The organism is Bacterioplanes sp. CLAM21 (genome assembly GCF_059641015.1).
Genome location: NZ_CM184929.1, coordinates 3,231,778 through 3,257,695, shown reverse-complemented (window position 1 = coordinate 3,257,695; position 25,918 = coordinate 3,231,778). Strand labels below are relative to the sequence as shown.

The following is a 25,918-nucleotide window of genomic DNA, read 5'->3' as shown; positions in this document are numbered from 1 at the left end:
ATGGGTGCCCTAGTTTAACAAGGAATGACATGAAAGACGTGTCTCGCTGGCTGGCTCAGTTCCGCCATATTGTGTTGTCTACTATTCAGCGCTTCGAAGCCATGGAACGCCGCCGTGATGCCGGTGCTCTGACCTACACCACCTTGTTTGCGTTGGTGCCGGTCATTACCGTGAGCTATTCCATTTTGAGCGCCATTCCTGCGCTGCAAACCTGGGGAGAGCAGGCCAATCAGCAGCTGCTGGCCTATGTGATGCCGGAGGGCAGTGATGTTATTTCGGGTTATTTGCAGCAGTTCAGCAGCCAGGCGCGCAAACTGACCTGGGTGGGGGCGTTGTTTTTGTTTGTCACCGCCTTGATGCTGCTGCGCACCATAGAGCTGCAATTTAATCGCATCTGGCAGGTAGAACGGCCGCGCACTGGTATGAATACCTTCTTTCGCTATTGGGCGGTTTTAACTCTAGGGCCGCTGCTCTTTGGTGCCGCCTTTGCTGCCAGTTCGTTTCTTGCATCGCTGCCGCTGTGGGCCGATGAGGTGGGTGGCTGGTTAAGCTTGGCGTCGTATTTGCCTTGGTTATTGAGCAGCGCAGCCATCGCCAGTTTGTACGTACTGGTGCCAAATTGTCGTGTGCCATTAGGTGCGGCCAGTATATCGGCATTGCTGGTCGCATCAGTGTTTGAGCTGGGCAAATATTTATTTGCCCAAATTATGGGGCAGTTCCCGTCATACCAACTTATTTATGGGGCATTTGCCGCCGTACCTTTATTTCTTTTGTGGATGTATTTGTCCTGGAGCTTAATTTTATTTGGCGCAGAGCTAACTTACGCCCTGGCTAATAATGCTGCTAAGCCGGTTAAAAAAGTGCGCGGTGGGCGTTTGGCGATTCGTATTCAGGTGCTGCAGCAGCTGGCACAGGCACAAAACCAGCACAAGATTGCCGCCGAAGACGATGTGCGCTTTGCCCAACCTGAGTTAAAGCGATTGCAGCAGTTTGCTCTGGTCGGGCGGCAACAGGATCAGGGCTGGGTACTGTTGCCCGATTTATCCCATGTGCCGATGCAACTGTTGTGTCAGGATTTATCGTTAACCGAGTTACAGCAGCCAGTGGCAGAGCTGGCTGGCTGGCAACAGCAGTTGTGGCAGCAGGGAGAAGACGCGCTGGCGATGTCGCTACAGGAGGCATTAGCGTTGTCATCGGACGATACGCCATCAACTTAACGTCAGGTTGCAGCAGGAGGCATTATGCGGGCTTTAAAACATTTGCTGTTGTTGCTGTTAGTGGCGGTGCTGACAGCAGGTCCGCTGCTGTATCTGAGTCTCGGTCGTACCGTGGTGGCGGGTTATGCTGCCAAAGCCTTGTGCTCTGGTCTTTGGGTGTCACGTTTGCCGGCATCTTGGCTGCAACAGCAGGCCATTGCACCCGCGTTAGAGCCGTTATCGGATTGGATTGATTACCACATTGATGAATCTGCCCATCGCGTCCGTGCCGAGGTGCTTGGTTATCAGCAACAGGCGCAGTATATGGCAGGGCGCGGCTGTACTCTGCTAGTGGCCGATAGCGGCACTAAGGCGTTGGCTCAGCAGCCGGCTGCAACGCTATTAACACCGACACCTTTAGTACCATTGTGGCGCCATGAACCTCAGCCAGCGCCAGACTGGTTGCAAAATTTATTAGACGATGCTTTTGCCGAGCACGGCGATGACAAACGCCATACCCTGGCCTTGGCGATTGCCTATCAGGGGCAACTATTGGCTGAAGGTTATCGTGCGCCGGTAACGGCAGCGACGCCTTTGCTCGGCTGGTCGATCAACAAAAGCCTGTTAACCAGCTGGGTTGGGGTGCAGGTAAAGCGTGGCGAGCTGCATCCGGATATGCCTGCTCATCATGCTTTTGCTCAGTTATCGCCAGAGCTGACCTTGCGTCACTTACTGCAAATGACCAGTGGGCTTGATTTTCGCGAGTGGTATCAGCCCGGGGATGACGTTACCAATATGCTTTATCACCAGGCTGATATGGCAGCCTTTGTTGCCAGTCGGCCACAAGCGCACCGGCCTGGTTTTCATTGGTCTTATTCCAGTGGTGATAGCAACCTGGCGATGGCCATGTTGCAACAGTCATTGCGTCAGCCATTAGACAGTTGGTTGCAACAGCAGATTTGGCAACCGTTGGGTATTGACGGTGCCGTGATGGAGCGCGATAGCCATGGCACGCTGGTGGCATCGTCTTACGGTTATATGACGGCTAGGCAATGGCTGCGAGTCGGGCAATGGTGGCTAGATGGCTGGCATGATAGGGCCAACAACTTGCCAGTCGCCTGGATGCGTCAGGCCACCACGCCGGTCGCCAGTAATCCCGATCAGCACTATGGCATGGGCTTTTGGCTCAATAGCATTCAGGCGGACGGCAATCGGCGCTTTAACCAGCTACCAGCCGAGGCGTTTTGGGCGCGCGGGCATGATGGCCAGTATCTGTTAATTCTGCCTGAACAGGAGCTCGTCATCGCGCGCTTTGGTTTAACACCGGGCGACAACGACGGTCTGGAAGTATTAGCCGCTGGACTTATTCGTCAGCTGGAGGCAGAAACGCTGCCTTAAATTCGGCTGGCATGCGTGCTGGTTTCTGGCTTTTTAAGTTGATGCATATCCAGCGCGTCAGGCCGCTGGCCAGCAGTTTGCCGTCGCTGGCGCGTCGAATCTCATAATGACGGGTCATGCTTAAACGGCCATCGCTGTCACCAATCCAAGTCGCTACCAGCAAGTGCTCATGCTCCATCGCCGGTGATAAATAATCCACCTCTGTATGGCGTGCTACCCAGGCGTAACCCAGTTGCTGCCAGCGCTCAAATGGCAGACCAAGTTCATGGCAATGACCCCAGGCTGCGGCTTCCATCCATTTCGGATATTCACAATTATTGGCATGGCCAAGCACGTCGATGTGCTCGGCGCTGACGGTTAACGAATGCACATGGGCGGGTGGCTGTGACCAGGGCAGTGGCATGGTTTTCGGGCTCTTAAATTCGACCCTGCTATTGCGCCAGTTTGTTTGCCGCCGCTCAAGGGTTTGCATGTATATGCTGTTGTGCCGCGGTCGCAACAACTTGGCGTCGCCGCGCTGTGCTGGATAGAATGCCTGCTCACCCGAATAGGATGCCAGCATGAACGAAGCGTTACTGGAAAAGTCCCCTGACATTGCCGCACCAGCGGTGTCGTTAAAGGTTCACCCTTGGCGTTCGTCGTTGTACGAAGAGCTGCACAATCGGCCCTCGCCGATTATCGAGCAAAACTGCCAGGTCGCTCACTTTACTGTGCTGCTGGAAGATAATCGTGATGCCTTGCATGCCCATGTGGTCGATCTGTGTCGGCGCTTCAGCGTGCCCGTCCCTGGACCCGAATCGTCCTGTTTGTATCAGGACTTTGGTGGCTTTGAGCTGCGTTGGGAAAGGCACTTGGAGTTCGCTAACTTCACCTTTATCTGTCATAAAGTTGAGCCCTTTGCTCAGGATGCGCTGAGTTTTATTCCCAAAGACTGGCTGGCGGCGATGCCGGGTGAACTGTTGGTGGCGGTCAACCTGGCGGTGATTGACGAGGTGCCAAATGAGCAGCAGTTGCATCATTGGTTTGAAGGTCAGCGGGTGTCGGGTGCCTATGTGGCCGATGGTCTGGCCCAGGTGTGGACGGCGTTTCGTTTACACAGTGATGGTTTTGGCCGTATGGTGGCGCACCGTGGTCAGCTGACGGCGTATCAGTCTGGGCGTTTGCTGCAGCGTCTGTTTGAGCTGGAGACCTATCGTTTGATGTCGCTGGTAGCCTTGCCTATTGCTCGGCGTATGGGTCATGAATTGAGCCCGATTGAAGCCCAGCTGGCGGAACTGAATCAGCAAATATCCGATATCGATGCCCACCGTGATGAGCGAGAGCTGTTGCAGGAACTGTCACTGTTGGCCGCAAAAGTTGAGCAGCATCGCAGCGATACCAACTTTCGTTTTGCTGCTGCTTTGGCCTATCACGATCTGGTACTGGATCGGCTAACCCAGCTGAAAGAGCTGCCGATTGACGGCATGCAAGGCCTGCGAGAATTTCTTGAGCGACGTTTAACGCCGGGCATTAAAACCTGTACCTCGGTGCGTGATCGGCTGGAAGATCTGTCGCGGCGCATTAACCGTACCACCAGCTTGCTGCGAACCCGTGTTGACCTATCGATTCAGCAGCAAAACCAGCACTTGTTGTCTTCGATGAACCGTCGCAGCCAGCTGCAATTACGGCTGCAGCAAACGGTGGAAGGTTTGTCTGTGGTGGCGATTGGCTATTACATGCTGTCGCTGCTGGGCATTGGCTATGACGGCCTCAAGGCCTATGGTTTGGACGTTAACACCACCTTGTTGAAAGGGTTATCGTTGCCTGTGGTGTTGGCATTGGTTTATTGGGGCGTGCGCAGCGTGCGCCGTCATATCCATCGAGATGAGGGCCGCGAGCGGTAACGCCTTACCGCTGTTTGCCAGCCATTGCCGCCAAATGAGTGCTGCTGATCAGAACCCGTCGCAAAATCAGGGCAGATCAAGACCGAGCGGTAAGGCTGGCTCATCTTTTGCTGGGCTTTGTTTGATTGAGCAAACGAGGTCATCTCATGGACGTGAATAACAGCCTGGCTAGCACTGCCGTTACCAACCCCGCTACGACGTCAACACAGTCGGTAAACGCTAGTAATAGTGACTCGGACTCTTCTGCTACCGAAGCAATCGAGCAGGCAAAGGCAGCCTGGTCGAACGAACGTTATGTTGATCGTTTGCCACGCAGTTATGCCGATCAGGTGTCCCTGTCTTATAAGAGCCAGCAATTGAGCGACATCAGCGCTGAGTTTTTTACTGGCACCATTACTAGTGATCAGATCCCGGCACTGACCCAGCGGTTGTATGAAGGTGGCCTGATCAACGCCGCCGAGTATCAATCATTGGGCGGTGTGGAGCAGAAGATTTCCGCCGTTAGTGAAGCCCAGAGTTTTTTAAATCAGCAGCTGATGAGTGTTGTCGTGCAAAGCGATGCTGAGCTGCAAGCTGGCTTTACCAATGTGGTGCAGGTGCTGCGCAATATGGATAGCACAGCCACGCCACAGCAAAGAGAAGCCGAGCAGCAAGCGCTGAGTTTTATTAGTGAATACCGTGAGCAGCAGCAATTGGCCGGTGCAGATTCGTCCATATTGGACGGATTGGATCAGGTGATGGATGTCCTGACGGCGCTAGAAAAGGTACGGAACAATGAGCAAGCAACGGGAGCGCTGGCCAGTTATAACAGCGTCCAGGAAGCCTATGATGAAGCTAATCAGTAGTCTAGTTAGTGTTAAATCTCTCTTTCTTGTGCTGTTGAGTGTGCTGCCAGGCTTAGCCTGGGGGCAGGGACTGCACTGGTTAAATGAATCCGATGGTAAGCCCAGCAGCGGCAGTGGTACCGGCTTTGGTAGCAGTACCATCAGTTTGACCTTGCCGATTGAATTTGGAGAGCAGGGCCAAGAGCAGGTGACAACGGCCTTTCATCTGGATCGTACTGAGTTTCGCTGGGATGGCGTAAGTGCCGCCGATAAAGAGTACTACTGGATCTCTGTGCCGATTCGTTATCAGCAAAAGCGCGGCGGCGGCACTTCATTTGTGGTGCGATTTGAGCCGGGCGTGATGACGGACCTAGATGGCATTGACTCCGATCACTTAGGCGCCAATCTGGACTTGTTGGGGCGGATTGAACATCGCTTGGGGTTTTGGCAGTTAGGTCTGACGGTAGATCGCGCTTTTGGCAATGTGAATCCGCGCCCTGTGGTAGGGGTGGCGATAAAGGCCAGTCGTAGCACAGAGATGTTGCTCGGGTTTCCGCAGACGCGCATTCATACTCGCTGGGGAAAGGACTTTTCGACCTACTTTCACGCTCGTCCTGGTGGCGGTGTTTGGCGTGAGCAGCACGATGCGCTACCAGATGAAAGCTTTGATGTGCAGTACACCAATTGGCGCTTGGGGGTGGGGGCAGAGTTTCACTGGCGTGATCGTTTGTGGTTAAACGCCGAGCTAGGAACCCTGCGCAATCGGCGCATTGAGGCCACTGACAGTAGTGGTGGCACCGCCGTTGAAATCACGGCGACACCGGGTGATGACACCTACTGGATGGTGGGTGTCAATATTCGGCTGTAAGCCGTTGCTGCAAAACATCCAGCGGCTGCAGCCCTTGGCTCAGCAGCTGCGGTAACCAACTCGATGAATTGGCTTTTTGTGCCAGTCGTTGCCAGCCTTGCAATCCCGCCAAGGCGGCAATTGCCCGTCCTGGTTGATCTTGAATCGCCAATATCCATTGCTGCTGTTGTTGCTCAGACAAGTTGCATTGCTGTGCTAACAACTGCTGCGCTTGCTGTGGGCTCCACCCCAATGCATGCAGACCGGTATCGACTGCGGCCAGGCAGGCATCGTTCAGCTCAGCCAATACGACCCCACGTCGCCAGCTTGGGTCGCGATACAGCAGTAAACGTGCGACATAGGCTTGCCAGCCTTGCTGACTGGCCGGTGACGCGAGCAGAGTGCTGTCAGCGGCTGACGTGGCGGCGAAGGTCAGCCAGTGTTGGGCCAGGCCTTGGCGCACTGTTAACGCACTGAGTTGAGCTTCAGTTAGCTGCTGCAGCTGCGCTGGGTTAATGCTGAGCTGACCAGGCTGGTAGCTGAGCAGATCGCTCCACGGCTGTGCTGTGGTGGATAAGGCGGTCACCGCCAATGGAGGTAGTGGGCGGTCGATACGCAGCGCCAGCTGCTGGGCGGCCCGTTGCAGTTGCTGACGTTGTTGATCGATGGCGTCATCGGTTAATGTCAGCCTGGGCTGTGCCGGCAATATGCTGCTAAAGGATTGGCCTTCCACCAGGCTGGCACCGGCTAACCATTCCTGCTGACGCAGCTGTATCACTTGCTGTGCCTTATTGTGCCAGTACTGAGCGTCGCGGTGGCCATCGCTGTAGTGGCTGAGCAGTAGCTGATAGTAATGCAGCCCTTGCGGGTGTTGGCTCAGGGCTGGGGCGTCTTTGGCGTGCTCGGCAGTTTGCTGCAGCTGGCTGGCTAACGCGCTGAAGGCAGTGTAGAAATCTCCCGTGAGGGCTTGCTGGGTTCGTTGCAATAAGACGCGCTGCGAGCTGGGGTAAAGTTCTAGGGCGATAATTTTGCCGCGAATATCCGCCCACAATGGCGAAAGCTGTTGGCTGTTGGCATCAAACGGAAAGCCTGTCAGTAACTCGTTAATATCCTTGATGGCCTGATCAAACTGAGCTCGTGGCGGTAAGAATCCGTTGTCGGCCTGTTGCCACTGCTCGCGCCAACGATTAAGCAACTCGGCTGCGCCTTGCAAACGATCGATGTAATCATACACATCGCTGATGCTCTGTATTGGATGCTGTGTCATCAGCGTTTGGGCGATGCGGCGTTGCCATGCGTCGGCGCCGCTGAGGTCGAGCGCCAGCGGCGCAAAAGGGGCTAGCACCAGTCGCTGTTCTAGGTCGCTGAGCAGAGTGTCGTAGCGCCACTGCTGTTGTGGGGTGAGGGCTGCTTGCTCGATGGCGCTGAGTTGTTGGCGCAACGTTTGCCAGTCTTGTAGCTGCTGTTGTTGTGCTTCGGCTGAGATATCAGGCCAGTCGACGGCGTCGGTTGTATTGCTTAGCTGGCGTTGTTGAGGGTCTTGTTGCCATCTCAGGGTCTGATACTGCTGCCAGATCAGAGAAAACTCTTGTTCGGCTTGTTGCTGCTCAGCGGAGGAAAATTGTGGCTGTTCCAAACCGGACGGCTGGGTGTTAGTAATGGCGCAGCTGCTGACAGCAAATGCAGCAAGGACAAAAATAGGAAATCTGAGCACAAACAACTCCTGCAAATTACACCGGCGGCAGTGTAGCAGGGCTGAGGCTACAAACAATAACTAACAGATTGAAATATAAGAAGAAAAAAGAAGTGGCTCCCCGAGCTGGACTTGAACCAGCGACCAATAGATTAACAGTCTACTGCTCTACCAACTGAGCTATCGGGGAACTTCGTTGGAACGGGGCGCATTATGTTTATTGGCCCCGATGCTGTCAACACTTTTTGCTAAAAAAAATTTCTAACTTGTTGATGTTGTTGGAATTTTATACAAGTTGCTGGTTTATTGATCAATCTTTGGCGATACGGCTAAAGACGGCGCCTTGCTGGCCACGGTATTTGGCATCAACACGCTTGTTGTAGGGGCGCACAGCCGGGCTGGTGAGGGTTTCAAACGACATGGCACAAATCACCATGCCAGGGCGCAACGCCAGCGGCAGCTTACCATTGTTGTAAAATTCCAATACGATTTGTCCTTCCCAGCCTGGATCAATACGTCCGGCAGTGACGTGGACCATCAGGCCGAGGCGGGCCAATGAACTGCGACCGTCGAGCCAGCCGACCAGATCATCCGGGATTTGCACCGATTCCAGCGTTGCCCCCAACACCAGCTCACCGGGGTGGATAAACAGCGCGTCTTGCTCGGCTATTTCAATTTCCTTGCTCATGATGCGATCGATATCGCGCTCCAGCTGATCACGATCACCGGACAAATCTAGGTGAGTCACTGAGTTGTTGCTGAATACTCGAAAACGATGGTCGAGGCGTAAATCAACACTGATGCCAGCAATGGCCTGTGGTTCTGGCTGCGGGCTGATGGCAATGCTGCCGTCGATCAGTCGCTGTTCTATATCGCGGTCGCTGAGTCGCATGCGTGGGTCCTATGGCAAGTCTGTGCGGTGGCGCAGTGTACCCGAGGGCTGTGATTACGTCAGCTGGACTGTGTGGCTTTTTGCCCAGCTGGGACAAATATCTTAGCGCGTGTTAACCGGCCCTAATTCTTTTACAACCATCTTTGCGCCTGAACTGCGCCATGGACACAGCGTAAAAATAGAGCTAACAAGCCTTAGGGAGTATTGGCAGTAGATGGGGTTGTCGGCGTTTCAGGCTCAGGCATCTGCATCTCAATATCTTGCAGATCAATTTGATAGCGCTTTTTGCCGTCTTTTTTATCCACCAAGCGCACCAGGGTGTAATTGTGCTGTTTAGAGAACCAGGCATATATCTGGCGTTTATTGCTGCGCCTTAACTGCTGCACCTTGATGGTGTCGACCGGACCGATGGCGGTTTGCAGGGTTTCTTCGCCAACCACGGCAAAGCGAAACGGCTTGCTTTTGTTCTTTTCAAACACCGCATAGCCAAACTGCTGGTTACCGGCAGCCAAATCGATGGCCGCTTGCTGCATATAGGTGAGATTGTCATGGGGGGCGAGAATCGGGCCTTCGTCATCGAGGCTTATCCAGCCGCTGTCGTACACCTGATCCTCTTGTTCTAAGTCAGTGACACGCTGTTGCTCTCGGTCAAAATCGAGTGAGCGGTCGTTTTCGTTAAATAAGCCGCTGGCCCGATAACGATACTCTAATGGCCATAAACGATCGTCCTGCCAACGAGCGACGGAGGTTTCCGTCAGAGCTGCAGCACCAGTCTCAGCGCGGAAGGTGAGCTGCCAATCGCCATTGTCGAGCTGTTTTAGCGAGCGTTGAGCATCGATGTCGATGGTAAACCAGCCGACCGTCCACTCGGTGCTGTAGTCTGCTTGATAGGGAATAAGCGGTTGAGCGCACAGTGTAGTGCTCGATGTGATTGCCAACATAGCAAGCCAGAAACGGGTCATGGTGGGCACCTCCTTGGATGTGCCCACTATAGCCGCGTCATTGGCCGTTGGCGATGGCCTCAGTGGTTGAGTACTAGGCCAGTTGAGGGAAGCTGAGTTCCATCTAACAGCGCTGCTTTGCCATCTGTGGTGAGCCGGCCTTGGACAAACCATTTGACGGCAATGGGGTAAATAACGTGCTCTTGCTTTTGCACTCGCGATCGCAAGCTGTCGACGTCATCGCCGTCGTATATGGCCACCTCGGCCTGAATGGCGTTGGGGCCGCCATCCAACTCTTCGGTGACAAAATGTACGGTTACACCATGTTTGGCGTCACCTGCCTCAAGGGCTCGCTGGTGGGTATTTAAGCCCTGATATTTAGGCAACAGCGACGGGTGGATATTGAGCATGCGGCCTTGGTAGCGACGCACAAAGTCGGCGGTCAAAATGCGCATAAAGCCCGCCAATACCACCAGATCCGGTTGGTATTCGTCGATCATGCGCATCAATGCGGCATCAAACTCGTCACGGCTGGCAAACTGGGTATGATCCACCACCTGTGTTTCCAGATCGCGGTCTTTGGCTTTTTGTAAACCGGCCACTTCCGGGCGATTGCTGATCACTGCGGCAATGTCGGCGTCAATGTCGCCTTTCAGTACCTGATCGGCAATGGCTTCCATATTGCTGCCGCTGCCGGAGATCAGAATCACGATGCGAGGCTTTTCTTCCTGTTCGGCGCTGCGTTCTTCCATCATGCACGTTGACCTGTGAATTCAACGGGGTCATCACCTTCCGCGCGGGATGCCAGTTCGCCAATGATCCAGGATTGTTCACCTTCAGCGTTGAGCAGGGCGACGGCGGCATCGGCTTTGTCTTCTGGAACGGCGATGATCATGCCAACGCCACAGTTAAAGGTGCGGAACATCTCCATGGTGTCGACATTGCCTTGCTGTTGCAGCCAATTGAACACGGCCGGCCACTGCCAGCTGTTGGTATCAATGATGGCTTTGCAACCGTCTGGCAGAACACGGGGAATGTTTTCCTGGAAGCCACCGCCGGTGATGTGTGACAGCGCATGCACATCGCTGGCATTAATCAGTTTCAGCACGGAGCGCACGTAAATGCGAGTCGGAGCCATCAAGGCATCAGCGATGCTATGGCCATCGAGGTCGGCGCTGAGATCAGCATCAGCCACGTCGATGATTTTACGAATCAGCGAATAGCCGTTGGAGTGGGGCCCGCTTGAGGCCAGGGCGATCAGTTTGTCGCCAGCCTGTACCTTGCTGCCATCAATCAGCTGATCTTTTTCTGCGATGCCAACACAGAAACCGGCCAAATCGTAGTCTTCGCCTTCGTACATGCCAGGCATTTCTGCGGTTTCACCGCCGACCAGAGAGGCTCCAGCCTGTTCACAGCCAACACCGATGCCGTCGACTACCGCAGCGGCAACGTCAACATTGAGCTGGCCGGTAGCGTAATAATCGAGGAAAAACAGTGGCTCAGCACCCGCGACCACTAGGTCGTTAACGCACATGGCCACCAGATCGATACCAATGGTGTCGTGCTTGTTTAGATCCATAGCCAGGCGCAGCTTAGTGCCGACGCCATCGGTGCCCGATACCAGCACAGGTTGGCGATAGCCCTGCGGTAACTCGAACAGGGCGCCAAAGCCGCCCAGGCCTGCCAGTACTTCTGGCCGGCGGGTGCGTTTGGCAACACCTTTAATACGCTCAACCAGCGCATTGCCAGCATCGATATCAACGCCAGCGTCTTTGTAACTGAGGGACGGTTTTTCGCTCATGTAGAAGTACTCGTAGTTCGGCCTGGTTAGGGGCCCGATTAACCGGAGCAGCGCCATTGCAGCCATGCAACAGGGCCAAAATTGGCGCGTATTCTAACGATTTGTCCTCGTCGCTGCACCCCAGCTGGCAGGATTCGTCGCTGAGAATGGTGCATTAGGCGATCTAGATCCGAATTGGTGATCAAAAAGCCAACAAAGCTGATTTGCTGGTCAACAAATGTGCGGGTGGAACGGAAGGGATGTGAGAAAGATACTGGTTAAATTTACACGGCGTGGCAAAATAGCCGCTCAAATTTTTGAGCAGCTGGGAGCAGATGCGTGCGAATCGCAGCGCTACTCACATTTTGGGTCACTCTGTGCTGGGCTTGGATTGCGCCGGTCCAGGCGGTGACGGTGACGGATCTGTATCAGGTCAGTGTCATGGTCGACGACCAAACGGAAGGCAGTCGTCAGCAGGGCCTGGCGCAAGCATTGCAGCAGGTTCTGATTAAGGTCTCTGGTAGCACTAATGTGGCTGCCCAGCCTGCATTGCAGTCAACTTTGGCACAGCCGCAACGGTTGTTAGAGAGCTTTAGCTATCGCCGCGACCCCGTTGATAATGCACTGTTACTGCAGGTTCGCTTTGCCAGTCATCTCATAGATCAGCTTTTAGTCGACGCACAACTGCCCGTGTGGGGCCGTAGCCGGCCGTTATTATTGGTGTGGCAGGCGGTAGAAGAAGGTCCGCTACGCTTATTGTTGGGTCAGGACGCTAATCTATGGAGGGTGCAGACAGATCGAGCCATGTCTGATCGTGGCCTTCCAGTGCTGTGGCCAACGCTGGATTTGCAAGACGAAATGGCACTGCCGGTGGAATCTGTGTGGGGACAGTTTAATGATCGCATACTGGCTGCCAGTGAACGCTACCAAAGTGATGCTATCTTAGCCGGGCGTTTGGCGCAGACCGGTAATGGGCAGTGGCGCTACAGTGGCCAAGTTTGGCATCAGCAACGTTGGCAAGGTGTAAATGCCGTGGCCTCTGATCCGGTGGTGGTGATGGAGCAGGTGGCGGATACCATTGCCAGGCGCTTTGCTCAACAGTACGCCGTAGTAAGGCAAGGCAGTGGCGACAGTGGATTTACTTTGCATGTGACCGGTGTGCAGCGTTTTGCCGATTACCAACAGCTGCTGTCGTATTTGCAGGCCAATGTTGCCATCGATAGCGCCCAGGTCAGTGCGGTCGAGGGTGAACGTATACGCTTGCAGTTGCAGCTGGCGGCACCTTGGCAACAAGTCTGGGCAGTATTGTCGTTGGATAATCGCTTACAACAAACCGACCAGCCAGGGGTAGTGAAATGGCTAAGTCAGTAACTCATCATCAGCAGCTGACGTTGTCTGTTTCGTTACGAGACGATGCCCGCTTCGCCAACTTTTATGACGGCCCAAATGCTCAAGTGGTGCAATCGCTACAACAGCAATGGACCATGCAAGGCGAGCCCTACTTATATTTGTGGGGCAGTCAGGGCAGTGGCTGCAGTCATTTGCTGCAAGCCTCTTGTCATTATGCCGAGGGCCTTGGCCATCAAAGTGTGTATTTGCCTCTTGATGAGCTGGTGGAATACAGCCCTGAAGTTCTCGATGGCCTAGATCAGTTACCGCTAGTCGCGTTGGATAATGTGCAGGCGATTGCGGGTCGCAGTGATTGGGAAGAAGCGCTGTTTCATTTGTTTAATCGTATTCGTGACCGCCAAAGCCATTTGTTAATTGCTGCCGATGCTGCTCCTACCTGGGTGGGCGTGGTGCTGCCCGATCTGTCGTCGCGATTAAGCTGGGGCATGGTGTATCAGGTAGAGCCGTTGGAGCAAAATGATTTGGTGCAGGCGGTATTGCTGCGTGCCCATCGTCGTGGTTTGAATGTCACCGAAGAAGTGGCGCGTTTTCTGGTGACCCGTGGTCCGCAAGATACCCAGGGTCTGTTTGATGCTCTGGATAAATTGGACCAGGCGTCGCTGTCGGCTCAGCGCCGGTTAACCATTCCCTTTATTAAAGAAACCCTCGATTGGTGAGGGTGTTTAACGCAGAGGAATAAAAAAGCCGATGTATGCATCGGCTTTTTTGTTGCGCTTATGCCAGGCTGGCTAGCTAAGTGCTTTGCTCAGGCGAGCAATAGCTTTTTCTAGCACCTCCATTGAGGTGGCATAGGAGAGGCGCATATGGCCTGGCGTGCCAAATGCAGAGCCTGGCACCAAGGCGACTTCAGCTTCATTTAGCAGTTTTTCAGCAAAATCAACATCGCTGTCGATACCTGCCGCTTGCATGGCGCCTTTAAAGCTTGGGAAAGCGTAAAAGGTGCCATCGCTATTGATGCATTCGACGCCGGGCAGCTCATTCAGCGCCGCCACCACATAGTCATGGCGTTGCTTAAAGGCCTTCAGCATATCGGCGACACATTGTTGATCACCGTTCAAGGCGGCAGTGGCAGCTACCTGGGCGATGGACGTTGGGTTTGAAGTGCTTTGCGATTGAATTTTCTTCATCGCGCCGACCAGCTTGGCAGGTCCTCCAACGTAGCCAATGCGCCAACCGGTCATGCTGTACGCTTTGGAAACACCGTTCATCACCAGGGTACGATCGTACAGCTCAGGGCAGACCGTTAAAATATTATGAAAGCCACCTTCGGCCCATAAAATATGCTCGTACATATCATCGGTTGCGACGATCACGTGCGGGTGGCGCAACAAAACCTCGGCCAATTGCTTCAGTTCTTGCTCGGTATACGCCACACCAGACGGGTTTGATGGGCTGTTTAATACTACCAGGCGGGTTTTGCTGGTAATGGCGGCATCCAGCTGTTGTGCGGTAATTTTAAAGCGGTTTTCCTGGCTGGTCTCTATCACCACAGGCACGCCTTCGGCGATTTTGACCATGTCAGGGTATGACACCCAGTAAGGAGCTGGAATAACCACTTCGTCGCCGGGATTTAGCAGCGCCAATGCCAAGTTAAAAAAGCTTTGCTTACCGCCACAAGACACCAGAATCTGGTTGGCTTGGTAGTCTAGGCCCTGATCGCGCTTAAATTTTGCAATAATGGCGTCTTTCAGTGCCGGTGTACCGTCCACCGCTGTGTATTTGGTGAAGCCATTATTAATTGCGTCAATTGCCGCCTGCTTGATGTGCTCGGGGGTATCGAAATCAGGCTCGCCGGCCCCCAGGCCAATAATGTCTTTGCCCGCCGCACGCAGTTCGGCAGCCCGGTTGGTAACCGCCAGGGTGGGGGAAGGCTTGATCTGTTGAACGCGATCAGACAATTGCAGGTCCAAAGTATTATCCTCAGTGACGCAGTGAGTGAGACAGCCACAGCCTTGGCAAACAATGAGCGTCTAATCAATTGTCTGCAGCGGCCGCAGTTAGGGTCAATATGACCTCTCGGCTGCCAGCAAAAAAACCGTATAATCTTAAACCAAATTCTGTACTACTGGAATCCTGATGAGCAAAGCATTTGAGCTGTCTTCCAAGTATGCGCCAGCCGGTGATCAACCGACTGCCATCGAGCAACTGGTCAAGGGTGTGGAAGCCGGGCTGTTGAAGCAGACCTTGCTGGGGGTAACGGGCTCTGGCAAAACGTACACTATGGCCAATGTCATTCAACGTTGCGGCCGGCCTGCTATTGTCATGGCGCACAATAAAACCCTGGCAGCACAATTGTATGGTGAATTTAAGGAGTTCTTTCCCAACAATTCCGTTGAGTACTTTGTTTCTTACTACGACTATTACCAGCCAGAAGCCTATGTGCCCTCATCTGATACCTTTATCGATAAAGATGCTTCGGTGAATGAGCATATTGAGCAAATGCGTTTGTCTGCCACCAAGGCACTGATGGAACGTCGTGACGCCATTATCGTAGCGACGGTGTCGGCCATTTATGGTTTGGGGGATCCGGATTCCTATTTAAAAATGATGCTGCACCTGGTACGTGGTGATCAGGTAGATCAGCGCAGTATCTTACGCCGCTTGGCAGAGCTGCAATACACTCGCAACGATATGGACTTTCATCGTGGCACTTACCGGGTACGCGGTGAAGTCATTGATGTGTTTCCAGCGGAATCCGACGACGAAGCCATTCGCATCGAATTATTTGATGATGAAGTTGAGCAGCTGTCTAGTTTTGATCCGCTTACTGGTGAGATCAGAAATCGCCTAGCCAGAGTTACTATTTACCCCAAAACTCACTATGTCACACCGCGTCAGCGTATTTTAGATGCGATTGATGGCATTAAAGTTGAGCTCGATGAACGGCTGCAGTATTACCGCGATAATAATTTATTGGTTGAGGCGCAGCGGCTGGAGCAGCGCACCAAATACGATATAGAAATGATGCAGGAGCTGGGCTATTGCTCGGGCATCGAAAACTACTCGCGCTATTTGTCTGGTCGTGAACAGGGTGAAGCGCCGCCTACCTTATTTGATTATATTCCTGATGATGCGCTGGTTTTTGTTGATGAGTCCCATGTTACTGTGCCGCAAATCGGTGCCATGTATCGTGGTGACCGCTCGCGCAAAGAAACTTTGGTGCAATTTGGTTTTCGATTGCCGTCAGCGTTAGATAACCGCCCCATGCGTTTTGAGGAATGGGAGTCCATCGTTCCGCAATGCATTTTCGTTTCAGCCACGCCAGGCCAGTATGAACAGGATCATCAGGATCAAGTAGTGGAGCAAGTAGTAAGGCCAACTGGGCTAATTGATCCACAAATTGATGTGCGACCAGCGACCGGGCAAGTGGACGATGTGTTGCACGAAGTGCACGAGCGTGTGGCCAAAGGTGAGCGGATTTTAATCACCGTATTGACCAAGCGTATGGCCGAGGATTTAACCGAATTCCTGCATGAGCAAAATGTGCGTGTGCGTTACTTGCACTCGGATATCGATACTGTTGAGCGGGTCGAAATTATTCGCGACTTACGCTTGGGCGAGTTTGATGTGCTGGTGGGTATTAACTTGCTAAGAGAAGGCCTGGATATTCCTGAAGTGTCGTTAGTTGCTATTTTTGATGCCGATAAAGAAGGTTTTTTGCGTTCTGAACGTTCTTTGATCCAAACCATTGGTCGGGCGGCTCGGAATCTAAACGGTAAGGCGATTTTGTATGCCGACCGCATGACGGATGCCATGAAAAAAGCCATGGATGAAACGGATCGTCGTCGCGAGAAACAGCAGCGCTTTAATGAAGAGCACGGTATCACTCCACAAGGTGTCAAGAAATCCGTCGAGGATATTCTCGAAGCGGCGCCACCACCTGGCAAAAAAGGCAAGGGTCGTGGTAAAGGTAAGGGGCGTAAAGTCGCCGAAGAGCAAGCAGCTTATGGTCAGGATGATTGGCGCAGTCTGAATGCAGCCGCCTTAGTGAAACGTATCAGTGAAGTAGAAGACAAAATGTTTGCCGCTGCCAAAGAGTTGGACTTTGAAGAAGCTGCGCGTTTGCGAGACTTGCTGCACGATATGAAACAAGGGGTTATCGCCAATAGTTAAGCTTTGATAGTTTGCTGCCCGCTGTGGATTGCCAGCGGGCCTCGAATGCCTCGTTCGTTTATTACTTTTGCCTATTTGTCGCTCTGATTCATTTGTTGTTCGAGTCCGTATTGATTGCAGTGTCTTTACGAAGGTGTTTTGACTTGATTCAGGGTGTACGCTGCTGGCGCCTCCAGGCGGCTGGTGTGCTGCCATGCTGTTTCTTAAATTGACGAATAAAATGCGTAACGTCTTTCCAGCCCAGTTCAGCGGCGATGGTTTCGACATTTTTATCGGTATTGCGTAACCGCTCACAAGCCAAGGTCAGGCGTTGTTTATTAATCCAGTCGCCGACGCTATAGCCGGTGGTCGTTTTCATTTTGGTGGCTAAATGTGCAGGGCTTAAATGAACGGCCTGAGCAACATCCTTTAGAGAAATCCCTTCATGGCTGTGCAGCTCGATATAGCGCAGCGCTTTGCCGATACGAGTTTCTAGCCCTAGGTGTTTATCATTCAACACGCTGGCACCACGGGCTTCATGTAAGATCAAAATAATCAGACTTTTTATAATTTCGCTAGGGCTATGGTTTTCAATGGCTGCTTGTAACTGCTCAAAGAGTTGTGTCAGCCATGGTAGCCGCTGGTCTTGCAGTTTAACAATGGGCAGTGCCCCTTGGCGCACGCTGGCAAAGGGTTGCATCACGGCTTGTTGTTCATCCAGACCAAAGCTGGCGCCATGAAAACTGAGAAAGTAGACCTGCATGTCTTTTCCCTGCAGCAGCGCATGTGGCGTACCAGGAGGTACTAGGGTCAGCATGCCAGGTGTGATTTGCACAGGCTGAGGGCCATCAAAGGTCACATAGCCTGCCAGCATTAAGGTCAGTACATAGTCTTCGTGAGCGTGGTGTTGCTCATTGTGCAATTGCTCGATACGGGCAAAACCGCAATGGATGGCTGGGTGCATGGTGGATTCTTAAGCGAAAAATAAGCCGATTTAACCATAAGCTTAGCACTATTGGGTGGTTAGAGGCTGTTGCATACTGGCCCCATCACTATCGCATGAGGTAAGCAGCGTGACACATTGGACCGATCAACACGCCCATGACTACGACGATCGTTGGGGTGCGCTTGATTTTCACCGCCAAATCCCAGTGCTTGCTGGTATACAGCCAGGCTTTCAGGTAGCTGAGTTGGGCTGTGGCGGCGGCTTTTTGAGTGTTTGTTTGGCACTCAGTCATGAGGGGGTACAAGTACAGGCACTGGATCCCAGTGACGTTATGATACAACGTGCCAATGAGCGAAAACAAAAAGCCGATTTGTCAGATGAACGGTTGACCCTGTTATGTGCCGGAGCCGAGCAATGGACGCCCCAAGCGTCTTCACTGGATGTGGTTGTGGCGGCTTTTTCATTGCACCACTGGCAGCAGCCAGAAACGGTTATGGAGACCATTAGCAAGGCACTTAAACCAGGCGGGAAATTCTGGTTGTGTGAAGATCTAAATACCCCCAGCTTTGGTGACTTGGATGTACATAATGATTTAAAAGCGTTGGCCGGGATTAAAAAACTATTAGAGACGTTTGGATTTTCAGCGATTCAGCACCAGCGTCAATGTACGGATGAAGGTGATTTTCTAATGGTTGAAGGCATTAATGCAAGGCAGGCCGTGTAATGAGTATCCAAGTGGTATTACTGGTGTGGTCGTGCCATATGTTGTTATGGGAAAAGCTGCCCGAATGGGGTAGCTGGTTTAATAATATCATCGCCAGGTTACCCGCATCATTGGCGTACCTGTATCAAGCCTGGCACTGTCCTTATTGTTTTGGTTTTTGGGCGGCCTTATCGGTGCATTTGATTACCGGAGAGTCAACCTTCAGCTGGGCCATGGCAGAGCAGAACAGTGTCTTACTGTTAATACTGGCATGGGTATGTGATGCGCTAGTCACTGCTGTGCTAGTGATGCTGATCAGTGTGGTTTACAGTGCACTGTCCGGGCCTGCAGTTCGTGGATTTCAATTGACCCAGGAATTTAAGGCATCTATGAAGCATCAGGAGTAATCGCTTTGGCAGGCAGCAGTCGGAAGGCTTGCCTGCCTAGCGCTATTCACATGACTGAATTTTTTTTGACTACGACACGTTTAACCTTACGTGATATGCGTGTCAGTGATGAAGACGATTTTGTTGCACTATCGCAACAGCCCGGCTATCAGACCTATTATGACGAGGCTGATGGTCAACCAGAGCACTATCGTTATTTAACTCGGTTATTTATTGAGCAAGCGGCGCAATGCCCTCGTTTAGCTTATCAATTGGCCGTGATCGACAATGAGTCTGGCAATTTTATCGGCATTGCCTGTTTGCGCATGGAGCAGCGGTGGCGTGCTGCCATTGGTTTTGGTTTGCATCCACATTGGCAAGGTCAAGGACTGATGCGAGAAGCCATGCAGGCGTTGATCAATTTTGCTGTAAAAGAATACGGCCTTGATTATATTTATGCCGAAACGTTGCAAGAAAATAGTGCTGCCGTGGCGTTGTGCCGAGCATTAGGACTCTCTCCTTGTGCTGGTCTTGCCGGGCAGCGATATTTTAAAGGCCGCAGTTGGCAGACGCTGACGCTGGAAAAGAGAATGGCTGATGATGCTTAACCGCGTGTTGCAGCGGCTTTTTTGTGTGCTATTGCTGCTGATTAATCAGAGCAGTTATGGCGATACACCCGATCAACTGCAACAGCAGGCAGAAAATATTTATCAAGCTGATCAAGCCTTGCGCCAAAAAATACAACGAGCCCTGTTGCAACAGCCCAGAAACCAACAGCTATTGGCAGAGCTGGTTGCTCAACAGCAGAAGCTGGATAACAAAAATAGAGACTGGGCTATCAAAGTGCTAGACGAATATGGCTGGCCCAGTGAACCCGAATTCACCAGCAATAAAGTCGCCAATACCCTTTTTCTAGTGATTCAACACGGTGGTTTAGCGCTGCAACAGCGCTATTATCCGCTATTGCAACAAGCTGTGGCGAATGCTGAGTTGGAGGCAGCGGCATTAGCCTATTTGACGGATAGGATGTTAGTCAGTCAGGACAAGCCGCAGCGCTACGGCACTCAGATCAACATTGAAGGCAATCAGCCGGCGCGGTTATACCCTATTGAAGAGCCTGAAAGCGTTAATAAGCGCCGGGCGCAAGTAGGGCTTTCACCGTTGGAGGAGTATGTCGCCACTTTTGGAATAATCTGGCCGACGGCTGCTGATCTTGTCGATGAATAATGCGCTGTGTGGCAATACTGAGCGCTATCCGCCAGTGATCGCGGCTGATCGATGATAATGCTGAGCGTGGCATAGCGCTTGGCATAACATCTGGTATAGACAGTTGCACCCAATAGCAAAGTGTTACGTTGACTCCAACCCCTGGAGCGAGGTTTAGTATTTGCTGCGCTACCCAACCAGGAGTCACCATGAGTCGAGTATTGATTATCAACGGTAACCCCAAGAGCCACAGCTTGTGTCACTCATTGGCCGAGCGCTACTGTCAGGTTGCAGAAACGCAGCATGAGGTACAAGTGTTACACGTGGGTGAGCTAAATTTTGAGTTGGACCTAAAACAAGGGTTTGATGAAGTTCAGCCTCTAGAGCCGGACCTTAAAATGGCTCAGCAACAGCTGACCTGGGCCGAGCATATAGTGCTGGTCACTCCAGTGTGGTGGGGCAGCATGCCTGCGCGGTTAAAGGGATTATTCGACCGTATTCTATTGCCTGGTTATGCCTTTAAGTACATCGAAGGAAAAACCTGGCCAGAACAGTTATTGATCGGTCGTACTTCAGAGTTAGTGGTGACACTGGATACGCCGGTATGGTGGCACAAATGGTTCCAGGGTAACCCCATGGTCAAGCAGCTTAAGCACACCATATTGGAGTTTGTCGGCATTAAAGTGCGGTCTGTTCGTTTCTTTGGGCCCACCATGAGCGCAAATACTGAGCAAATACAGAAGTGGATCAACAGTGTTGATCGACTGGCAGTGAAGTTGCCTGCCAGTTCCGTATCGACCGCCAGTGGTGCATCGGGCTCAAGCTCTTAATCACTGGTCGGACAGAGAGGAGGGGAGCCAGTGAGGCCTATGCCTAGCGAGCGTTTGCTAACTTGCTGATTTAAAAAGAGATTCGAGTACCAGCTGAAATGAGGTCGTAGTAAAAAAACTGCCACAAAGGGGTTGCATGGGGCCAGCAGGATAGCTAATATACGCGCCATCTTCAGGACTATAGCTCAGTTGGTTAGAGCGCTACCTTGACATGGTAGAGGTCCCCAGTTCGAATCTGGGTAGTCCTACCAAGAATTCCTTACAAAACAGGCACTTACAGGTGCCTGTTTTTGTATCTGAAATCCTGTAAGAAAAAAATACGAAAATCGTAAGAATCTACAGTAGCTTCACAAGCCCAGTTCAGCAGCACATTCTGTCCACTGTTGATGCTGATCTGTGTACGCTTCGGTCATCTTCTGGGTCGTGTGTCCCATCAATAGATTCACGTATTCTTTGCTGTAACCCTGCTGCAAATACAGAGCTCCACCCAATCCTCGTATCTCATGAAACGTCGGTCGTTTTTCAATTGGCATTGATTGAAATTCAGGCAGCTGGTCACGCACTTTTTGAAATTTCTTTTGCAGCAAATCACCCCATACATGGCCGCGATGTTTATGGTCTTTGGCAAGTTAACTATGAGGTGCTTAAGTGGCCATTAGAAAGTGACTGCAATGCATTTCTTCAGAGGTAATTATTCTATCTGACTAGGTAGCAGTTTCTCGTTAAATTAATGTTGTATACGACTGTTGGAGAAAAGAACGGGCTATGCAGGCGCTATTATTGAATAGGTTTGATATCTTGGTGCAATTCGGTAGCCTGATCTAAATCTATTTATAACGTATATGTTGCTTGTTACGCTCAGAAAGGCAAAGCTATTAGGCTTATTGGGTTGAGTGTGTGTATTTGGAAAATGATAAGAGATTGATTTTTCGTCTGAAATTATTTTGGAGGATATTTTTCGGTAGTAGAGGCTGTTTTTTGTATTGTTATTGGCTTGGGTTGTCAGTGCGGTGTTTTCGGTCAGTAGGTTTTAAAAGTGAAGGTATTGATTTTTCATAAGTGATGATGGGTTTTGCGTTGCAAGTGTGGAATTTGTGTTTTTAGTCAGCGAGCAATAGATATGGCTGCTCGCTGTGTGAGTTATGCGAAATTAAAGTGATTGCTTATTTTTCGCAGTAAACTCTGCTTTGATGTGTCTGAGATACAGCGGCGGGAAAAAAGAAAGATCTCGATACATTGTATGTCAGCTTTGGCGTTTAGCCTGAATTCATCGGTTATTTGCTGTAGAAATGCGATCATTTCATGTCCGCAGTGTTTGTTTATTTTATCGGCGTCAGCTTCTGTGGGGTTGTCTTCTTTATTCTTTCGAATTTCATCCCAGCGATAGTGCTCGGCATAGAGCAATTGTGGTGTGATTTGCATCGCCTGTACTCTTTCCTTGTTGTAGATGGCGGTCTGGCCAATTGAGACTATAGTCGGTATCAATCTTCGTTGGCAGTCGGCGGGCTAATTCAAACATCGCGACTGATTAACGCGGGGTTGTTTTTTAACATAGGTATGTCGCTGGAGTCGAATATGTTGCTATGAAATACTGTGTTCACGTCACAATTTTAATGTTAGTTATATTTTAAATGAGCTATTAGTCGCAATATCTTCGCTATACAACATGATTAATGATTATTATTATCACTCTTTTCGTTTGCTTGCTGATTCATCAATTTTACTGATAGGTGTCCAACTATTGTCTTAAATGTACCTGTAACTAACTCGTTGCGCTAGGTACGGGAAGGTGGATGCCAAGGGGATGATGTTTGCTGGCGTCGGCGTTGAAGTGTTTGTCCGTAAATGGACACTGTGCTATCCGCTAGGGTGGGAGATGTCTCTATTCTGGCGCTGCCAAGAAATTGATAGTTAGGATCTGATCGGAAAAGAAAGCCGACTTCGCATTCAATGCTATGACGAATAGGAGAGTAGAGGATGTCCAGTGCCATTACGGTATTGGGTTTGAGTTCATTTAGTATGTTGTACTGAATGCTAGCGCGAACCACTTTGTTGGATTTCTCATCTAGGGAGCTAACATTGACTTGAACCTGGATTACAAGTCGGTCGGCTTTTTTCAGCATCTTTGGAAAGGGGGCGGGTTCAGTCTCTGCGTTGACCAATGTTATTAACTTTCCGCTATGGCAGCTGGAAAGGCGCCAGTCGTAGCTGGTGTAGTTGTTCAAAATGACGGTTGCCGAAAGCTCGGTCATACTTTACTCCAACTGCTGCAGGTCAATGGCCCAAGGTTGTTTGCATAAACATCTTGTTGCCTAAATCAAGGGCCGTAGGTATGACAGTAGTCAATTGCCGCTATGGCATTGATCTTTAACGTCGTACATAGGCCTTCTGCGCAGTGTGCCAACCGTGGTTCATCGATTGCGCGTCCTGTCGTAATATGCCATAAAATCTTCAGGATTGTTATGGATAGGTAGGTCAATAGCGTTACTGCTAGATCTAACTAGGTAATTCTGTTGGTTTAGTGCTTGGACAGGTGAATAAAATGCTGCCGGAGGCTCCGTGTGGCATGGTCCAACATGTATCAGATATTGGTATGGCCATTGGTTTTCGTTGCTGTTTAGAGAGAAGTCATCAACCTGAACGCTCAGGTTGATGACAAAATGGGTTTAGAAAAGACCAGCATTCATGACTTTGTTCCAGGCTCGAACAAAGTCATGCACAAATTTCTCCTTATTATCATCTTGAGCATACACCTCGGCATAGGCTCTGAGGATTGAATTAGACCCAAATACCAGATCTACCCGTGTGGCTGTCCAGCGGGTGGCGCCACTTTGGCGATCTATGATGTCATATTCATTATTGCCCGTAGGTTTCCACTGGTAGCGCATATCAGTGAGATTGACGAAAAAGTCCGTAGTTAATGTGCCAACCTTGTCGGTAAATACGCCATGTGAACTGTTGCCATAATTGGCCCCCAAGACGCGCATACCTCCCACCAGCGCTGTCATCTCTGGAGCGGTTAAACCCAGTAGCTGAGTTTGATCCAGCATCAGCTCTTCGGGTTGGGCACTGAACTCTTGTTTTAGCCAGTTGCGATAGCCATCGTGTACGGGTTCCAGCGGTGCAAATGACTCAGCATCAGTCATATCGTCGCTGGCGTCGCCGCGCCCTGAGGTGACGGGCACTGTTACTGTCACTCCGGCATCGTCGGCAGCTTTTTCCACGGCAGCTGCGCCTGCCAATACAATTAAGTCGGCCATGCTGACATTGCCAGAAAATTGTTGCTGAACACCCTGCAATGCCTGCAGCACTGTGTTCAATCGGTCAGGTTCATTTCCGGCCCAGTCTTTTTGTGGTGCCAGTCGAATACGTGCGCCATTGGCACCGCCACGATAGTCAGATTGCCTAAAGGTACGGGCGCTGTCCCAAGCAGTGGCTACCAGGTCGGATACGCTAATGCCAGTAGCGAGTATATCGGCTTTTAATTTGGATACCTCTGCGTCACTGAGCTGATGGCCGGCACTGGGGACTGGATCTTGCCAAATTAAATCTTCAGCAGGGACTTCAGGGCCAAGATAACGGTTTTTAGGGCCTAAATCCCGGTGTGTTAGTTTGAACCAGGCGCGTGCAAATACATCAGAAAAATAATCTGGGTCGTTATAAAAACGCTCTGATATTTTGCGATAGTCGGGGTCCATTTTCATCGCCATGTCGGCGTCTGTCATGATGGGGTTGTGGCGTACACTGGGGTTTTCTGGGTCGACTGGTTTGTCTTCCTCTTTAATATTGACAGGTTCCCACTGCCAGGCACCGGCAGGGCTCTTTTTCAATTCCCAGTCGTAATTTAACAGCAATTGGAAATAGCCGTTGTCCCACTGTGTTGGGTGAGTGGTCCAGGCACCTTCAATGCCGCTGGTCACTGCCTGATTGCCAATGCCACGTTGTTGATGATTGTTCCAGCCCAGGCCTTGCTCAAAAATATCCGCCGCTTCCGGCTCAGGTCCTAACTGTGAAGCATCACCATTACCGTGGGCTTTGCCCACGGTGTGACCGCCAGCGGTTAAGGCAACGGTTTCTTCATCATTCATGGCCATGCGGGCAAAGGTCTCGCGTACATCTTTTGCGGTTTTTAATGGATCAGGCTGGCCATCAACTCCCTCAGGGTTAACGTAAATGAGGCCCATCATCACAGCGGCCAGTGGGTTGCTTAAGTCTCGCTCGCCAGAGTAGCGGCTATGTTCGTTATCACTGGTGGCAAGCCATTCTTTTTCTGCACCCCAATAAATATCTTTTTCGGGGTGCCAAATGTCTTCCCGTCCGCCGCCAAAGCCAAAGGTTTTTAACCCCATAGACTCATAAGCGACATTGCCGGCCAGGATCATGAGATCAGCCCAAGAAATGCCATTGCCATATTTCTTTTTAATGGGCCAGAGTAAACGCCTGGCTTTATCGAGATTGGTATTGTCGGGCCAGCTGTTTAACGGTGCAAAACGCTGATTGCCGGTATTGGCGCCACCTCGGCCATCGGCGATACGATAGGAGCCCGCTGCGTGCCATGCCATGCGAATCATTAAGCCACCATAGTGCCCCCAATCGGCGGGCCACCAGTCCTGACTTTGGGTCATGAGGTCGGTGAGGTCTTTCTTTAAAGCTTGGTAATCGATGCGGTTAAAGGCGTCGGCGTAGTTAAAGTCCTCACCATATGGACTGGTTTTGCTGTCATGCTGGTGAAGAATGTCGAGGTTTAATGAATTTGGCCACCATTCGGTGGGCGTTTGCTGAGCTGCGGTATTTGCGCCGTGGGCAAAAGGGCACTGACCGCCGGCAGAAGATGAAGTGTCCATCGCGAATTCTCCCATCACTTAGGTGTTGTTCCAGCATAGATGGCAGT

Annotated in this window: 25 protein-coding genes and 2 tRNA genes; 14 read left to right on the top strand and 13 right to left on the bottom strand. The window is 51.5% G+C overall.

All coding sequences use genetic code 11. The annotated features are described in order from the left end of the window. Positions 1–29: 29 nt before the first annotated feature. Both AC55FS_RS14850 and AC55FS_RS14845 read left to right on the top strand, forming a co-directional pair. A complete protein-coding gene (locus AC55FS_RS14850; protein ID WP_496933041.1) occupies positions 30–1,217 on the top strand; it encodes a YihY family inner membrane protein in 1,188 nt (395 codons plus the stop codon). Between the two features lie 24 nt (positions 1,218–1,241). Further along, positions 1,242–2,594, top strand: a complete 1,353-nt coding sequence (locus AC55FS_RS14845; protein ID WP_496933040.1) for a serine hydrolase domain-containing protein — start codon at positions 1,242–1,244, stop codon at positions 2,592–2,594. Here the strand turns inward: AC55FS_RS14845 and AC55FS_RS14840 are convergent. Further along, the gene (locus tag AC55FS_RS14840; protein ID WP_496933039.1) at positions 2,560–3,156 is read right to left on the bottom strand and encodes an acyl-CoA thioesterase; all 597 of its coding nucleotides are present in this window, start codon (positions 3,154–3,156) and stop codon (positions 2,560–2,562) included. The two genes, AC55FS_RS14845 and AC55FS_RS14840, sit on opposite strands and share 35 nt — an antisense overlap. On the opposite strand from AC55FS_RS14840, the gene AC55FS_RS14835 reads away from it, so the two are divergent. The 3 genes from AC55FS_RS14835 (at position 3,155) to AC55FS_RS14825 (ending at position 6,169) form a co-directional block, all read left to right on the top strand. Further along, positions 3,155–4,477 carry a DUF3422 family protein gene (locus tag AC55FS_RS14835; protein ID WP_496933038.1) on the top strand — a complete coding sequence of 441 codons (1,323 nt, stop codon included), beginning with the start codon at positions 3,155–3,157 and terminating at the stop codon, positions 4,475–4,477. The two genes, AC55FS_RS14840 and AC55FS_RS14835, sit on opposite strands and share 2 nt — an antisense overlap. Positions 4,478–4,623: 146 nt before the next feature. After that, the gene (locus AC55FS_RS14830; protein ID WP_496933037.1) at positions 4,624–5,322 is read left to right on the top strand and encodes a hypothetical protein; all 699 of its coding nucleotides are present in this window, start codon (positions 4,624–4,626) and stop codon (positions 5,320–5,322) included. Further along, positions 5,303–6,169: a hypothetical protein gene (locus tag AC55FS_RS14825; protein ID WP_496933036.1), complete on the top strand. Its 867-nt coding sequence runs from the start codon at positions 5,303–5,305 to the stop codon at positions 6,167–6,169. The genes AC55FS_RS14830 and AC55FS_RS14825 overlap by 20 nt, the downstream gene beginning before the upstream one ends. Here AC55FS_RS14825 and AC55FS_RS14820 read toward each other — a convergent pair. The 6 genes from AC55FS_RS14820 to purM all read right to left on the bottom strand — a co-directional run bounded on the left by AC55FS_RS14820 (position 6,153) and on the right by purM (position 11,475). Then, positions 6,153–7,862 (bottom strand): DUF885 family protein, encoded by a 1,710-nt coding sequence (locus AC55FS_RS14820; RefSeq protein ID WP_496933035.1) that lies wholly within the window; start codon positions 7,860–7,862, stop codon positions 6,153–6,155. The two genes, AC55FS_RS14825 and AC55FS_RS14820, sit on opposite strands and share 17 nt — an antisense overlap. Before the next feature lie 93 nt (positions 7,863–7,955). Continuing rightward, positions 7,956–8,031: transfer RNA gene (locus AC55FS_RS14815), tRNA-Asn, on the bottom strand. A 120-nt stretch (positions 8,032–8,151) separates the two neighbouring features. Then, complete coding sequence (gene dcd, locus AC55FS_RS14810; protein ID WP_496933034.1) at positions 8,152–8,733, bottom strand: dCTP deaminase; 582 nt, start codon at positions 8,731–8,733, stop codon at positions 8,152–8,154. A gap of 194 nt (positions 8,734–8,927) precedes the next feature. Next, complete coding sequence (locus tag AC55FS_RS14805; RefSeq protein ID WP_496933033.1) at positions 8,928–9,695, bottom strand: DUF3108 domain-containing protein; 768 nt, start codon at positions 9,693–9,695, stop codon at positions 8,928–8,930. A 59-nt stretch (positions 9,696–9,754) separates the two neighbouring features. Beyond that, positions 9,755–10,429: a phosphoribosylglycinamide formyltransferase gene (purN, locus tag AC55FS_RS14800; protein ID WP_496933032.1), complete on the bottom strand. Its 675-nt coding sequence runs from the start codon at positions 10,427–10,429 to the stop codon at positions 9,755–9,757. Next, complete coding sequence (gene purM, locus AC55FS_RS14795; protein ID WP_496933031.1) at positions 10,426–11,475, bottom strand: phosphoribosylformylglycinamidine cyclo-ligase; 1,050 nt, start codon at positions 11,473–11,475, stop codon at positions 10,426–10,428. The genes purN and purM overlap by 4 nt, the downstream gene beginning before the upstream one ends. Before the next feature lie 318 nt (positions 11,476–11,793). On the opposite strand from purM, the gene AC55FS_RS14790 reads away from it, so the two are divergent. Beyond that, on the top strand, positions 11,794–12,825 hold the full coding sequence (locus tag AC55FS_RS14790; protein ID WP_496933030.1) for a DUF2066 domain-containing protein: 1,032 nt from the start codon (positions 11,794–11,796) through the stop codon (positions 12,823–12,825). Then, positions 12,810–13,520 (top strand): DnaA regulatory inactivator Hda, encoded by a 711-nt coding sequence (gene hda / locus AC55FS_RS14785; protein WP_496933029.1) that lies wholly within the window; start codon positions 12,810–12,812, stop codon positions 13,518–13,520. The genes AC55FS_RS14790 and hda overlap by 16 nt, the downstream gene beginning before the upstream one ends. 72 nt (positions 13,521–13,592) lie before the next feature. Here the strand turns inward: hda and AC55FS_RS14780 are convergent, their stop codons facing one another. Then, complete coding sequence (locus AC55FS_RS14780) at positions 13,593–14,774, bottom strand: pyridoxal phosphate-dependent aminotransferase (RefSeq protein ID WP_496933028.1); 1,182 nt, start codon at positions 14,772–14,774, stop codon at positions 13,593–13,595. A gap of 166 nt (positions 14,775–14,940) precedes the next feature. Here AC55FS_RS14780 and uvrB point away from each other — a divergent pair, with 166 nt between their 5' ends. After that, a complete protein-coding gene (uvrB, locus tag AC55FS_RS14775; RefSeq protein WP_496933027.1) occupies positions 14,941–16,977 on the top strand; it encodes an excinuclease ABC subunit UvrB in 2,037 nt (678 codons plus the stop codon). 148 nt (positions 16,978–17,125) lie between these two features. On the opposite strand, the gene AC55FS_RS14770 is transcribed toward uvrB, so the two are convergent. Beyond that, positions 17,126–17,920 (bottom strand): helix-turn-helix domain-containing protein, encoded by a 795-nt coding sequence (locus AC55FS_RS14770; RefSeq protein ID WP_496933026.1) that lies wholly within the window; start codon positions 17,918–17,920, stop codon positions 17,126–17,128. A gap of 109 nt (positions 17,921–18,029) precedes the next feature. Between AC55FS_RS14770 and AC55FS_RS14765 the strand changes: the two genes are divergently transcribed. The 6 genes from AC55FS_RS14765 (at position 18,030) to AC55FS_RS14740 (ending at position 21,278) form a co-directional block, all read left to right on the top strand. After that, positions 18,030–18,626 carry a class I SAM-dependent methyltransferase gene (locus AC55FS_RS14765; RefSeq protein WP_496933025.1) on the top strand — a complete coding sequence of 199 codons (597 nt, stop codon included), beginning with the start codon at positions 18,030–18,032 and terminating at the stop codon, positions 18,624–18,626. Then, on the top strand, positions 18,626–19,012 hold the full coding sequence (locus AC55FS_RS14760; protein WP_496933024.1) for a hypothetical protein: 387 nt from the start codon (positions 18,626–18,628) through the stop codon (positions 19,010–19,012). The genes AC55FS_RS14765 and AC55FS_RS14760 overlap by 1 nt, the downstream gene beginning before the upstream one ends. A 50-nt stretch (positions 19,013–19,062) precedes the next feature. Further along, complete coding sequence (locus tag AC55FS_RS14755) at positions 19,063–19,599, top strand: GNAT family N-acetyltransferase (RefSeq protein ID WP_496933023.1); 537 nt, start codon at positions 19,063–19,065, stop codon at positions 19,597–19,599. Further along, positions 19,589–20,218, top strand: coding sequence for a DUF6624 domain-containing protein (locus AC55FS_RS14750; RefSeq protein WP_496933022.1), 630 nt, complete (start codon positions 19,589–19,591; stop codon positions 20,216–20,218). Before AC55FS_RS14755 ends, AC55FS_RS14750 begins: the two co-directional genes overlap by 11 nt. Positions 20,219–20,406: 188 nt before the next feature. Beyond that, positions 20,407–21,027 (top strand): NAD(P)H-dependent oxidoreductase, encoded by a 621-nt coding sequence (locus AC55FS_RS14745; RefSeq protein ID WP_496933021.1) that lies wholly within the window; start codon positions 20,407–20,409, stop codon positions 21,025–21,027. 174 nt (positions 21,028–21,201) lie between these two features. After that, positions 21,202–21,278, top strand: a tRNA-Val gene (locus tag AC55FS_RS14740). A 96-nt stretch (positions 21,279–21,374) separates the two neighbouring features. Here the strand turns inward: AC55FS_RS14740 and AC55FS_RS14735 are convergent. The 4 genes from AC55FS_RS14735 to katG all read right to left on the bottom strand — a co-directional run bounded on the left by AC55FS_RS14735 (position 21,375) and on the right by katG (position 25,871). Then, positions 21,375–21,560, bottom strand: a complete 186-nt coding sequence (locus AC55FS_RS14735; RefSeq protein ID WP_496933020.1) for a hypothetical protein — start codon at positions 21,558–21,560, stop codon at positions 21,375–21,377. 607 nt (positions 21,561–22,167) lie between these two features. Then, positions 22,168–22,449: a hypothetical protein gene (locus AC55FS_RS14730; RefSeq protein WP_496933019.1), complete on the bottom strand. Its 282-nt coding sequence runs from the start codon at positions 22,447–22,449 to the stop codon at positions 22,168–22,170. A 353-nt stretch (positions 22,450–22,802) separates the two neighbouring features. Continuing rightward, a complete protein-coding gene (locus AC55FS_RS14725; RefSeq protein ID WP_496933018.1) occupies positions 22,803–23,279 on the bottom strand; it encodes a hypothetical protein in 477 nt (158 codons plus the stop codon). Between the two features lie 414 nt (positions 23,280–23,693). Then, on the bottom strand, positions 23,694–25,871 hold the full coding sequence (gene katG, locus AC55FS_RS14720) for a catalase/peroxidase HPI (protein ID WP_496933017.1): 2,178 nt from the start codon (positions 25,869–25,871) through the stop codon (positions 23,694–23,696). Between the last annotated feature and the right edge of the window lie 47 nt (positions 25,872–25,918).

Coding starts and splice junctions, on each gene's coding strand:
- AC55FS_RS14850 (WP_496933041.1), top strand. CDS start 30: ATGAAAGACGTGTCTCGCTGGCTGGCTCAGTTCCGCCATATTGTGTTG.
- AC55FS_RS14845 (WP_496933040.1), top strand. CDS start 1,242: ATGCGGGCTTTAAAACATTTGCTGTTGTTGCTGTTAGTGGCGGTGCTG.
- AC55FS_RS14835 (WP_496933038.1), top strand. CDS start 3,155: ATGAACGAAGCGTTACTGGAAAAGTCCCCTGACATTGCCGCACCAGCG.
- AC55FS_RS14840 (WP_496933039.1), bottom strand. CDS start 3,156: ATGCTGGCATCCTATTCGGGTGAGCAGGCATTCTATCCAGCACAGCGC.
- AC55FS_RS14830 (WP_496933037.1), top strand. CDS start 4,624: ATGGACGTGAATAACAGCCTGGCTAGCACTGCCGTTACCAACCCCGCT.
- AC55FS_RS14825 (WP_496933036.1), top strand. CDS start 5,303: ATGATGAAGCTAATCAGTAGTCTAGTTAGTGTTAAATCTCTCTTTCTT.
- dcd (WP_496933034.1), bottom strand. CDS start 8,733: ATGCGACTCAGCGACCGCGATATAGAACAGCGACTGATCGACGGCAGC.
- AC55FS_RS14805 (WP_496933033.1), bottom strand. CDS start 9,695: ATGACCCGTTTCTGGCTTGCTATGTTGGCAATCACATCGAGCACTACA.
- purN (WP_496933032.1), bottom strand. CDS start 10,429: ATGATGGAAGAACGCAGCGCCGAACAGGAAGAAAAGCCTCGCATCGTG.
- purM (WP_496933031.1), bottom strand. CDS start 11,475: ATGAGCGAAAAACCGTCCCTCAGTTACAAAGACGCTGGCGTTGATATC.
- hda (WP_496933029.1), top strand. CDS start 12,810: ATGGCTAAGTCAGTAACTCATCATCAGCAGCTGACGTTGTCTGTTTCG.
- uvrB (WP_496933027.1), top strand. CDS start 14,941: ATGAGCAAAGCATTTGAGCTGTCTTCCAAGTATGCGCCAGCCGGTGAT.
- AC55FS_RS14770 (WP_496933026.1), bottom strand. CDS start 17,920: ATGCACCCAGCCATCCATTGCGGTTTTGCCCGTATCGAGCAATTGCAC.
- AC55FS_RS14760 (WP_496933024.1), top strand. CDS start 18,626: ATGAGTATCCAAGTGGTATTACTGGTGTGGTCGTGCCATATGTTGTTA.
- AC55FS_RS14755 (WP_496933023.1), top strand. CDS start 19,063: ATGACTGAATTTTTTTTGACTACGACACGTTTAACCTTACGTGATATG.
- AC55FS_RS14750 (WP_496933022.1), top strand. CDS start 19,589: ATGATGCTTAACCGCGTGTTGCAGCGGCTTTTTTGTGTGCTATTGCTG.
- AC55FS_RS14745 (WP_496933021.1), top strand. CDS start 20,407: ATGAGTCGAGTATTGATTATCAACGGTAACCCCAAGAGCCACAGCTTG.
- AC55FS_RS14735 (WP_496933020.1), bottom strand. CDS start 21,560: ATGCCAATTGAAAAACGACCGACGTTTCATGAGATACGAGGATTGGGT.
- AC55FS_RS14730 (WP_496933019.1), bottom strand. CDS start 22,449: ATGCAAATCACACCACAATTGCTCTATGCCGAGCACTATCGCTGGGAT.
- AC55FS_RS14725 (WP_496933018.1), bottom strand. CDS start 23,279: ATGACCGAGCTTTCGGCAACCGTCATTTTGAACAACTACACCAGCTAC.
- katG (WP_496933017.1), bottom strand. CDS start 25,871: ATGGACACTTCATCTTCTGCCGGCGGTCAGTGCCCTTTTGCCCACGGC.